At 37.2% G+C, this 12,534-nt stretch carries 9 protein-coding genes and 1 pseudogene; 1 reads left to right on the plus strand and 9 read right to left on the minus strand.

Features of this window, described 5'->3' with window-relative positions; translation table 11 throughout:
* A pseudogene (locus tag EPJ90_RS01025) lies at nt 1–455 on the plus strand (IS30-like element ISErh2 family transposase); the annotation flags it as partial.
* A 46-nt stretch (nt 456–501) separates the two neighbouring features.
* Here EPJ90_RS01025 and EPJ90_RS01030 read toward each other — a convergent pair.
* The 9 genes from EPJ90_RS01030 to EPJ90_RS01070 all read right to left on the minus strand — a co-directional run bounded on the left by EPJ90_RS01030 (nt 502) and on the right by EPJ90_RS01070 (nt 12,412).
* Nucleotides 502–1,995, minus strand: a complete 1,494-nt coding sequence (locus EPJ90_RS01030) for a response regulator transcription factor (protein ID WP_200542446.1) — start codon at nt 1,993–1,995, stop codon at nt 502–504.
* Nucleotides 1,988–3,673, minus strand: a complete 1,686-nt coding sequence (locus EPJ90_RS01035) for a sensor histidine kinase (protein WP_244660360.1) — start codon at nt 3,671–3,673, stop codon at nt 1,988–1,990. Before EPJ90_RS01035 ends, EPJ90_RS01030 begins: the two co-directional genes overlap by 8 nt.
* Nucleotides 3,674–3,698: 25 nt before the next feature.
* The gene (locus EPJ90_RS01040) at nt 3,699–4,310 is read right to left on the minus strand and encodes a YesL family protein (protein WP_200542448.1); all 612 of its coding nucleotides are present in this window, start codon (nt 4,308–4,310) and stop codon (nt 3,699–3,701) included.
* A gap of 87 nt (nt 4,311–4,397) precedes the next feature.
* Nucleotides 4,398–5,843, minus strand: coding sequence for an ABC transporter substrate-binding protein (locus EPJ90_RS01045; RefSeq protein ID WP_161637080.1), 1,446 nt, complete (start codon nt 5,841–5,843; stop codon nt 4,398–4,400).
* 53 nt (nt 5,844–5,896) lie between these two features.
* Nucleotides 5,897–6,808, minus strand: coding sequence for a carbohydrate ABC transporter permease (locus tag EPJ90_RS01050; protein ID WP_200542449.1), 912 nt, complete (start codon nt 6,806–6,808; stop codon nt 5,897–5,899).
* Between the two features lie 8 nt (nt 6,809–6,816).
* A complete protein-coding gene (locus tag EPJ90_RS01055) occupies nt 6,817–7,755 on the minus strand; it encodes an ABC transporter permease (protein ID WP_254007208.1) in 939 nt (312 codons plus the stop codon).
* A gap of 354 nt (nt 7,756–8,109) precedes the next feature.
* On the minus strand, nt 8,110–9,336 hold the full coding sequence (locus EPJ90_RS01060) for a family 20 glycosylhydrolase (protein ID WP_200542450.1): 1,227 nt from the start codon (nt 9,334–9,336) through the stop codon (nt 8,110–8,112).
* The gene (locus EPJ90_RS01065; protein ID WP_200542451.1) at nt 9,318–10,712 is read right to left on the minus strand and encodes a family 20 glycosylhydrolase; all 1,395 of its coding nucleotides are present in this window, start codon (nt 10,710–10,712) and stop codon (nt 9,318–9,320) included. The genes EPJ90_RS01060 and EPJ90_RS01065 overlap by 19 nt, the downstream gene beginning before the upstream one ends.
* A gap of 134 nt (nt 10,713–10,846) precedes the next feature.
* On the minus strand, nt 10,847–12,412 hold the full coding sequence (locus tag EPJ90_RS01070; RefSeq protein WP_200542452.1) for a PTS transporter subunit EIIC: 1,566 nt from the start codon (nt 12,410–12,412) through the stop codon (nt 10,847–10,849).
* Nucleotides 12,413–12,534 lie beyond the last annotated feature (122 nt).

Genomic DNA, 12,534 nt, shown 5'->3' on the forward strand with positions numbered 1-12,534 from the left:
ACTCTATAATCGGTAAGAAACATGAATCTGCAGCGATTATATCCATTGTAGACCGCTGCTCAAGAATGACCTGGCTTATTAAAGCAGAATATCGATATGACTATTACACATCAAACTTAATTCGAAAATTTATTGAAGAGAATAATATAACCACGAAATCGATAACAGTAGATAATGGACTTGAATTTAAAACATTAGGAATTACAGCCAAGCGGTTGGGTGTGAAACTATATAAGTGTGATCCATACTGTTCTTTTCAACGTGGAACCAATGAACGAGCGAATGCAATCGTGAGAAGGTTTATACCAAAAGGAAAATCAATGTATGATATAGCGCAACAATATCTTGATGATATTTGCTTCAAAATTAACTCAATGCCGCGAAAAATATTTGACTTCAAAACGGCCTATGAGATAGACTTTAATAAAAGTAAAAGTGGTGCGGTTGAGATTTGATAAAAGACAAAAGTAAAGCCTCAACACATTGATGTTGAGGCTTTTTTTATCGTATACGATCTGGTTGTTTCAAATAACGTTCCCGATATTCTTTCGGTGAAATACCGCATTCCTTTTTAAAGTTTTTATAGAAGTATCCGGAACTTGTATAACCCACAAGTTCCGCAATTTCATTAATATTATGATTCGATTTTAAGAGAAGATTTTGGGCCTCCTTAATCCGAAAATGATTTAAGTATTGCGAGAAACTCTTGTTTGTTTCTTTCTTAAAAAGTTGACCAAGGTACATCGCGTTCATATGCAATGTATCCGCAATTGAACTTATGGTAATATCCTTAGCGTAGTCTTTCAAAACAATTTGAAGGACTTTTTGAATATTTGGATTATGTTGTTTTAAGACCTGATCATTGCGTGTCGCCTCTAAAGCATGATGCAAGACTTCGCGAATTTCCGCGATGCTATCACATTTATTTAACTCATGAAGCAAGTCATGATACATCTGTGAACCCACACTTTCATGTTGGCGATAAATATCGGAGAAAATCACAAATCCAATATAACGAACATATTCAGGATCTGCCTCATATTCAAACAGCAGCTTAAACATTGCTCCGATTTCAGATTTAATTAAATGGATATCCCCAATCGATAAGGCATGATGAAATTTTTTAAATGAAATTTCATACATCGATTCATTCTGTTCAAGTTTATTTTTAAGCATCATGCGTTCGGTAATCGGATGGTCTCCGTAGAATCGCGAAACACTTACCAGCGTTTCCGCTTGTTGATAACTGTTTGGTACTTCTTCAAGGGGCACCAACAGTTCCCCCACCGCAAGAATTTGTTTTTGGTGGTCAATATGACTTGAAAGATCTTTTCGAATTGCATCAAACGCAATGCGATTGCCTTCTAAAATCATCACAAGATCGTGATCATCATAAAACGCATAATATTGATTGTGGTCCATAAGACGTTGAATCCATGTTGTTTGTTCCGGTTCTGGAATTTGGGTAATAATCATGCACGTATACAGTGCATTGGCTTGTAATGGTTTATCAACCTGTTTTAGAATACGACGTAAATCCACATTATCAATATCATCATTCACCCATCGTTCAAGCGTATTCTCAAACAGCAGTGTATCCGTATGCGCATGTCGTTTTTCACTATCAAGCTTGGATACTGTTTTTCGTAACGTCTCATTTAACTCATCTTTATTAATGGGTTTAAGTAAAAAGTTCTCCGCCCCAAGACGTATGCCTTCTTTCACATACTCAAACTCTTGATATCCTGATAAGACCACAAAGTTGAAGTTGATATCTTCTTCTTGGGCAGCTTGTACAAATTCAATCCCAGACTGTTCAGGCATGCTTACATCCGTTACCACAATATCCACAGGGTGACTTCTCACAAATTCCAAGGCCTCTTGGCCATTGGAAGCAGTACCTATACATTGAATGCCTAACTCATCCCAATTTATTATTTTCTGTAAACCACTTAAAATCATATACTCATCATCAACCAGTAATACGTTATACATTTTTATCCCCCTCCTCATCGAAGCGCATGGTGACGGTAAAACCTTTAAGATTATTGATGCTGATTGTCATACTGTAATGAGAATCACTAAAGTATGTTTTGAGGCGTTCATGAACATTTAATAACCCCACTGAATTGTGGTCGTTGATGTTAAAGACAGACTCGTCGATCTGTTTCTGAATATGGGCTAAGCGGGTGTTATCCATGCCTTTACCATTATCAGAGACCTCTAATACAATTTGGCTTGCTTCACGATAGGCTGTAACCTTGATCGCATTATCCACCCGGCCAAAATCAATCCCATGAACAAAATAATTTTCAATCAGGGGTTGCATGGTGAATTTCGGCATAATGATTTGTTCCAAACCGGGTTCAATATCAAATTTATACGCTACGCGATTTGGATAACGCATTTGATGCAAATAAACATACTTCTCGCAGAACTCAAGTTCCTTAGCCAAAGTCGTCGTTTTTTCTAAAGATATATTATTTCGAAGTAAACTCGCAAAGGTATAAACGACATCTGCCAATTCATCGACCCCTTCACTAACTGCATACATACGTATAAATTCGAGTGTATTATAGAGAAAATGAGGATTGATTTGTGATTGAAGGGCCCGAAGATTGATGTCTTGTTGACGAATCTCGAGTTGGTATATTTCCTCCACATACCGACTGATGCTGTCTAACGTTTCATTAATACCAATAGAAATATCCCGTAATTCATCTTCTTTATCTTCGGTTGGTATGCGGTAGTCAATGGCACCATCTTTGACGCGTCCCATGGACTGCAAGATATCATCAACTTGGTGACTGTATCGACCAAAGGTTCTAAAAAGAAGCCATAATAAAAGCACATCCAAAACAATACTTCCCAAAATAACTGAAGCATATGTTTTAAATGATTTCGCGACAATATCTGCGCGATTGACAGCAACTACTACACGATTTCCATTCTGAAGGGGTACTTCATGTTTAAGATAATGTTGATCAATTAACGTACTGTAATCACGTCCTGTCTCATAGCTTTGACGCAACATCACACCCAAACCTTCATCTTCACGATCAGTATAAGCATATTTAATTTTCCCATTATCGGTCAAGATATAGATTGAACGTGGCACGGAATGATTGATGGAATCAATTTGTGTATTAATGCTTTGTGAATCCGCAATGAGATGGATAATCCCTACAGGATCATACGAATCATAATTGGTTAAGATTCGATGAAACATAAGTTGTTCACCAATATTGGGAACACGCTTTGGTTTATAACCCATTTTCTGTAAGGTATGCGAATAATACAAATCGTTTGAATTATTTAAAGTAATCATAAACCCCTCAATCCCATCATAACGATCGTAGAGTTTCTGAATATCTTTAGGAAAGAAGATAAAGGGGTCTTGTGATAATTGTTGCGTATAATACGTAGGCAAATCCATATAAAAGTAATCTTTCATACTTTGTACATGATCCGCGTCCGTAAACAAATCAAAAACAATTTTACGCAGATCCTGCTCATAACTTTCAATAATTTCCGTCATTTTTTGACTGATTGCTTTATTCTGTAGTACCGCCTCATCGTAGTCTCGTTTTGATGTGACATACCCTACCGTAATCGCGAAAATTGTAATGATGATGATTAAGATAACCGAATAAGACTTAATCAATTTTTTCATTAAACTTGTGTTTTCTGTATTCGCGTTAAAGGATTTCAATCTTTTCATCAACTTCATGGATCCAACCGTTTAGACTCCAATGCATAAGCGCAATATAGATTCCAATACTACCAAAAAGAATTAATCCCTTATATCGATATGTTAGTGCGAGTACACACATCATTAACATAACGATACGAAAGATTTTGAAAAAATTTACGAATACAGAAATAACACTCAGTTTAATAAGGTTATAGAATTCAATCTCAAATGCGGCATTTAAAACCAAACCGTAGATATATGCAATTGATAGGAAAATAAACATTGCAATCAAGACAAAATCTAACACAAAAAATAATGGATGTTTCACTTGCGTTGCAAGGTACACATTATAACCAATCAAGATTTGCGGTACCAAAACAGCATACAGTAACGCATTCCCACGTTTAAAGTGATTTTTGAAACATGACACAAGATTACGCCATGCATAACCACGATATTCCCAACCGTGTTCATGATACAAATCCATCAAAACAAGAAACGCTGGACCAACACCTAAAATAACACCACCCATTAAGGTGAGTGCCCAAAACATTAAACTCATCTTCATAACGGTATAAACGCGTTCAAAGACGTTTGTTATTGTTGAAGCAACCATAGAAATAGACCCCCTGACATGATAATCATAGCAAAAATCGGGATATCAAACGATACCCCAATTTGTGCTCTTTGTTCAATTTATTTATTATTTACTTGCTTGGAATGCATCGTATTGTGATTGCATTTCATCCAAGACTTTATCCCAACCAGCGGCTTTAAGTTTTTCCACAAATTCTGGAACTTTAACTTCTGGATCAACCGTTCCTGTATTGATAACTGCTGAGTATTCTTCCATAACGTTCATTAAAGCACTTATCTCTGTTTTAACTTCATCTGTCTTGAAGTTAAAGCCTAAGATTGGTGAAACAGGTGCATTTTTAGTATCTTCTGCACGTTTCGCAATCATTTCATCGGTAATCTTAGCTTGTTGGAGTAAAAGGGCACTGTTCCCTGTATTCCATGCAGCCATATGATTATCTTCTTTATAACCATCTAATAATTCTAAGTGGTTATCATCTATTTTTTTCCATGCTTCGCCTTCAATACCATAGATCAATGTATTCATCATTTGTGCATTGGTATTTAATAAGTTTAACCATTTTACCGCTTCAACTTTATGTTTTGAGTTGATTGCAACGATAAAGTTACCCATTTGTGCTTGAGCTGTAGATTTTAAAGGTTTGTTTAATGGACGTGAAATAATTTCTTTACCCGCTACTTGTGATAGTAGAGAATCACCATAGTCTGCAGGTCCTTGTGTTTCTTGTCGCATAAACCATACTGGACTTTCAAGTGCATATCCGGTTGTGGACGTTGCTGCATCTTGAGGAATTAATCCTTTTTTGTAAAGTCCGTGAATTTGTTTTAAGGTTTCCATACCTTGTGATGTTTCATAAGCATTCACAATTTTTGTTGTATCGCCATCAAGGTTGATTGCAAATGGTAACTTATCACCTAAAATATAGTCAAAGTTTCCAAGAGTTGCTTTGTAGCCACTACCGATTGCGAATGGTGCTACTTCAGGTTCATTATCTTTTACCGTTTGAAGTGCTGCTTCCGCATCTGCGTAGCTGTTGATGTTTGATACATCAATATTGTATTTGTTTAGGTAATCGGAGTTAAATGTAAGCATTTGTTGTGCAAACACGTTCCCGTTAATTGGGAAACCGTATAGTTTACCGTCAATTACGTTACCATCGTAGTAAATTGGATCTACGGAATCAAAGAACTCTTTCGCGTGTTCTTTGACTAAATCGGTTAAGTCTGCATAAGCACCTTTTTGTGCGTTAATGGTATAGTTATTCGCAAATGCTAAGTCAAACTCATCACCTGCTGTAACCATTACAGACATTTTTTGTTCATAGTCTCCCCAACCAATGTAGTTAAATTTAACTTTAACCCCAATTTCTTCTTCAGAAATTTTATTGATTGCATCCGTTAATTCATCAAGATTTTTGGGTGCATCCCCTACTTGATAAAGTTGTAACGTTACAACTTCTCCCTCTGGTTTATCAGTTTTTTTGCCGCAACCTGTTAATACAAGTAAAGCAGCCATTAAAACTGTAAACGTTTTAAAAACGCCTTTTTTCATGATGTTCCTCCTCTATAAAATATCATAATTAGGCAAAGCTGTTTATATCGCTCTTATTCCTTTACGCCCCCAATGGTTAATCCACTGACAAAGTATTTCTGGAAGAATGGATAAGATACTGCGATCGGCAATGTGGACAGAACAACCATCGCCATACGTGCTGATTCTTTCGGTAAACCGATACCACTGTTAATTCCAGATAACCCTACATTTTGTGAGATATAATCAAGATTTGATTGAATCTTCATCAATAAGTATTGAAGCGGGTATAAGGATTCAGAGTTGATATACAAGAGTGCATTAAACCAGTCGTTCCAGAAAGCTAGTGCCGCAAATAAACTAATGGTTGCGATACCAGGAACCGCAAGTGGTAAAACTATTTGAATAAAAATACGAAGCTCACTTGCGCCATCAATACGGGCTGATTCAATGATTGCGTCCGGAACGGTCCGTTTAAAGAATGTTCTCATGACGATGATATTAAATGGACTTAAAGCCATTGGCAGAATTAATGCCCAGACCGTATCCTTAAGTCCCAATAATTTAGTCATCACAATGTAGTTGGGAATCATTCCCGCACTGAATAACATTGTGAGTAATGCGAATTTGGTAAAGAAACGACGGTATTTGAAGTTTGGACGTGAGATTGCATACGCATACGTTGATGTAAAGGTTGTATTAATCAGTGTCCCAACAACCGTAATAAATACCGTAATACCAAATGAATTTAAAAGTTGTCCTTTAAAGTCATATAAGAATTTGTATCCATCCAGACTTACTTCTTTTGGAAAGAGTGAGTAACCATTTACCATCAATGCTGTTTCCGTAGTAAACGAAACAACAATTACAAAGATAAAGGGAAAGATACAAGATAACGCGAATAATCCAATAATAACATTAAAGACGCGGTCGGTATTTTTACTAAAACTTCTTACTTCTACTTTTTCAATTTTCTTCTTTTTCATACATCCTCCTAGAATAATCCTGATTCAGGATCAACACGGCGAATGATGGCATTAGCAGAAACTAACATCACAAATCCTACAACGGATTGATATAAACCCGCAGCGGATGACATCCCTAAATCCCCCGATGCCGATAAGCCTTTATATACATACGTATCAATAACCATTGTAACTTGGTTTAGTGGACCTGAGTTACGCGTTACGTTATAGAACAATCCAAAGTCCGAGCGAATAATATTTCCAATCGCTAAAATCAACATAATACTGATTAATGGAATAATTTGTGGAATCGTAACGTGACGAATTTGTTGCCATCGGTTGGCACCATCCACAATTGCTGCTTCATAATACGTTGGATCAATTCCCATAATGGAAGCAAAGTAGATAATACTGTTATATCCGATATTCTTCCATATTCCGATAATTACAATAAATACCGGCCAATATTTTGGCTCATTATACCAGTTAACAGGTTCTTTACCCATCATGGCTAAAATACTGTTTAACGCACCCTTATCAGGACTTAAGAATGAATATACAAAGAATCCTATGATAACCCAGGATAAGAAGTATGGAAATAACATCGTCGTTTGAAATACTTTTATTTTTTTCTTCGATCGTAACATACTCATAATAACAGCCAAGACTACTGCGAGAAACGTTCCGACGATAATAAAGACTAAGTTATACAACACGGTATTGCGCGTCATAATATAAGCATTGTCGGTAGCAAACAGAAACTTAAAGTTCTGGAATCCTACCCACTTACTGTTATACAGACTTGCGAAAAATCCATCCGGAGAAAATCTGAACTCCTTAAATGCGACTACGTTTCCAAGGACTGGAATATAGAAAAAGAAGATCATCCAAATTGCCCCAGGTAGTGCCATTAAAAGAAACGGTGCATTTTTTTTAATATTGCGTAATACTTTTTTCAATTGATTCACCCCAAACATCTATAAATTCAAAGGTCTTGCTGTTGTTTTACATATTAAGTGTACCGCTTTCATTTCAGAGATATAAGAGACAAAATATACTAATAAATCAACAAATTATAGTTATCTTTATCCAAAAAACCTATAAAAAAGACATCCTTTTCGCATTGATCCTATCAATACCACAACCGAGAAGGAAGCAGGTATCTCAATGCGTAAGCATGTCTTTTAAGGTCTTAAACAGGAGACACCGTTACAAGACCTTGTGTACTCGATTATCAAGAATTATAGGCTCTTGATACATAAAGTTTACGAAAATTTTAAGAAGCTCACAAGAAACGGATCATAGGTATTCACCTATTAATCTTAGTTTTCATGCCAGCATTTTGAAGCAAATGCACGTAGTGGATCTTGAATCTTTAAGGCAACTTCTTCAGTCGATAACGCTTCCGGTTTATCACACCAAATTGAAAACATTGCACCCAGAGTTGTGGCACGTTGTTCTAAGTCCCCCTCGCAAGATTCATGACGATTTGGAAAGCGTTCTGGTTCAAAGGATGTCATGATGGTTGTTTCGGTTGGATATGTATACCCTGCATTTTCCCCCAAAACAAAATACAGTAGACTATCCATATAATTCACCACATCATGACCGCGATCCACAAAGGTTTGAACCGGCGCCATCATAGGATTCCAACTGGTCCAATAGGTAATGATGATGTCTTTGTTAAGGATTATAGTGGGTTCTTGGTCGATGCGATACAAACCGTCATTCCAAGCTCGAACAGTTTTACCTCGACCTTGAATGTGAGACGCGATATCATTAACATAATCCACGAAGGTATCAAAGCCTTTCGCATTTGGACCAAAGTGTTCCTTGGCATATGCTTCAAGTTGTGGGAACTCATCATATTTTCCAAAATCGATAAACTCATCGGCTCCCATATGAAAACTTGTGGATGTCTCAAATAAATCATCCATCTCATCGTATATTTCTTTAATAAAGGCGCGGGCATCTGGATTGGTAATATCAAGTCCCATTGTTGTGTTTTCCATTAAATATTCAGGGAACGCTTCTAATACAACTTGAAGATGACCGGGTGAATCAAACGATGGAATAACATCGATATAATAATCGTTCGCGTGCTTAATGATCCGTCTTATCGCATCCTGACTTAGATGCTCGGCTGATACGATTTGTGGAAAACGTTTTGACTCAATACGAAAGCCTAAATGTTCTGAAAAATGCATCTGTAAGGTATTGAGTTTAAGGCGTGCCATCAACTCAATGGTATCCATAAACCATGCTTCACTGAAAAATTTACGACCCATATCCACATGCAACCCACGTTCTGCTACCTTTGCTTGATTGAGTGTTGTGGAAGGATTGCCCGAAAAAACATCCAAAAGACCGTAAAAATGTCCCCGTTCTGTATTCGAAGCCACAATAATTAAGTCGTCATCATAATGAATTTGATAGCCATCATATGCATAGTTCTCAAGTACATGATGGTTTAGCTGTATTTTTGCTCGGTTTACATCAGTGTTTGGATAGAGTGCTTGTGCTTTTTGTATTAATCGGTTTGCGTCCATGGTATTTGCTCCTTTTGAATGAATGTTTGATAAGTCATTGTACTTTCTTTTCGCCATGATTTTGCGCCCATCGCACAAAGTGGCATATGGATTTGTTTCATAATTTCAACCTCGCTTTGAAGTTCGGGCTCATCACACCATAATGAGTAATAAGCACCTGTTACGTTCGGGGTGAATTGATTGGAAGGAAAATGATTGGGGGTCCATGTTTCAAACCACCCTTGTGGATCAATGCATTTTACCCCCACTTCAGGATGTAAGACATAATAGAAGTTCTCAGCATGAAAGTTAATCAAGGCCATGCCTCGGTTTTCAAACGCCTCTATCGGTGCCATATATCGGTTATACTTGGTCCAGTAACAGACTTGTATCGACGTCTTTAAGTCGATGGCAGGATTTTGATTAAGACGATATAAACCGTCATTCCATAATCGGACCGTAAATCCTTTTGCCTCCAGTCGTGACGTAATGGTATTGAGGTAATGAATATACGTATCGTATCCCGTTTTACCGTCTAGCTGGTCTTGGGCATAGGTCTTAAGTTTTGGAAACGCATCAAACTGCTCAAAGTCAATAAATTCATCACCCCCAATATTGAAATAACGTGATTTTTGAAAGACCTCGGCATAGTAATCGTACAGCTCATAAATCATGTTCAATGCGTCTGGATTGGTAATATCCCATGCTTCACCCTCAGATCCAGGGAGTGCATAATCCGGATATGATTTTAAAACATGTTTAAGATGACCGGGACTGTCGAATGACGGAACAATTTCGATACAGTATTCATCCGCAAGTTCCATAATTTCTTTAAGTTCTTGTAAGCTTAATGCTTTTTGGCTTACGATTTCAGGGTACTGTGTACATTCCAAGCGAAAGCCCTTGTTTTCACTAAAGTGTAATTGAAGCATATTAAAATTATGCCATGCTAAGGTATCCAGCAGTTGATGAATCCATTGCGGCGTAAAATATTTACGTCCACAATCCAAATGGAAACCACGCTCCTCTACACTGGGTTCATCCTTAATCTTACCTTTTTGAAGTTCACCATAGGTTTGTTCATATTTAAGAAGTGTTTGAACTGCATAAAGGGTGCCTTCTTCATCGTTTGCATAGATTTTAATGGTCTCATCAATTGTGATGGCATAACTACCACGAAGGTTTTCATGATTTAGAGGTAAGATCCGAAGGGTCGTCACATCCTCCCCACCCACATCGACAAGGGTTTTATGATTTTGTTGAATGCGCTTGTAGATTGCTTTTGAAATAAGACGCTCAGTTTTAATAAAGATTTTAGATTTCAGTTGAACGACACCGTCACGAAGTTGATACTCTTTTACTTCAGGAGTGATGGTGCGCTTTGAGTAAGATTCCATAAGCCCCTCCTTATACAACTAAGTCATATCATGCTTTTCTACCTGCGTCATCAACAAAACAGGATGTTCAATAATATGTATCGAAATGTCTAAAATAAATACTTAGATAAAAAAGCACATCGATCTGATGTGCTTTATTTCTTATTGAGATATTGATCAATTTTCGTCTTGATATTTGTAACTTTGGGTCCATAGATAACCTGTACGGTATTCCCGCTGATTAATGATCCAGCAGCACCCGTTTGACTCAATTGGTCTTTGTTTACATGGCTTGCATCGGTAACTTCAATACGAAGTCGTGTCGCACAATTATCAACGCTGACAATATTCGCTTGACCACCTAACGCTTCCACAATCAATGCGGAAACATCCTCTTTATCGTTTAAATCTTTTTTAGTGTAAAGTTGTACATTCCCGTTTTTCTCCCGTCCTGGGGTTTTTAGATCAAATTTTTTAATTGCGAATATAAAGACAAAATAATAAATTAAACCGTAGAGAAACCCAACAGGCAAAATTGGTATCCAATGGGTCATTTGATTTCCAGGTAAAATCCCGTATAAAATCAAATCAAGAAGCCCTCCCGAAAAGGTAAGACCCACACCAACAGCAAGGATATGCATCAGCATAAATGATAATGCCGCCAGAACAACGTGTACACCAAAGTAGAGGAATGGGGATGCAAACAGGAACGAAAATTCAATTGGTTCCGTAATTCCCGTTACAATTGAAGTAATGGATGCAGACACCAACAAACCTTTAACTTTTGCCTTATTTTCAGGATATGCCGTTTTATACATTGCAAGTGCAGCTGCTGGAAATCCAAATATCATAAAAGGAAACAATCCTGAGAAAAAGCGTGCGTACGACGGATCTACCGGAACCCCTGCCGCAAGTTGTGCAAAGACAATATTTTGTGCCCCTTCAACAACCGTCCCCGCAACCATCGTACTTCCACCGAGAGCGGTTTGCCAGAAAGGTAAGTAAAAGACGTGGTGTAATCCCAACGGGATTAACGCACGATAAATAAATCCATAAATAAAGGTTCCAAGATACCCCATTTTTGAAATTGCGACACCTAGAGAAGCAATCCCAAACGCAATGCTTGGCCAAATCCAAACAAAAAGAATACCTAAACCAATTGCGAATAGGGATGAAATAATGGGAATAAATCGCGTCCCACTAAAAAACGAAAATGCATCATTAAATTCAATTTGATAAAATTTATTATGGAGCACCGAAACCATAACCCCCACAATAATTCCACCAAACACCCCTGTATTTAATGTATTTTCAATCCCTAAAACATGGGTAATCAAACCCGAGGTTTGCATTAAATGTTCAAGATTACCGAATTGTTCAATCGTGGATGCCATGGCTACATTCATCATCAAATAAGCAATAGCAGCTGCAAGTGCAGCAACCTCCTTAGATTCTCGTGCCATACCAAAAGCAACCCCGATTGCAAATAAAAGCGGTAAGTTCACAAAGACTATCTCACCACAAGACTTCATAATTACTAGAATTTTATACAACACTCCCGTTTGCGCTAAAATCCCTTCTAAATGATACATTTCAATTAATGATGGATTGGTAAAGGTTGCACCCAACCCCAGTAGAAGTCCCGCAAAGGGTAATAAAGCAATTGGTAACATAAAGGTACGTCCTAATTGCTGTAGAAAATCAAAAACCTTCTTTTTCATACTTTACCTCCTCAAGTGTTTATACTTTACCGAAAAAAGTAAGGGATTTCAAGATGGTTTTGATAAAAAATGATAAATTAAGATAACACCAAATAAGTGTTTGATTTAAGGCGTATTATCCC

The sequence above is a fragment of the Erysipelothrix sp. strain 2 (EsS2-7-Brazil) genome, assembly GCF_016617655.1.
GTDB lineage: Bacteria > Bacillota_I > Bacilli_A > Erysipelotrichales > Erysipelotrichaceae > Erysipelothrix > Erysipelothrix piscisicarius.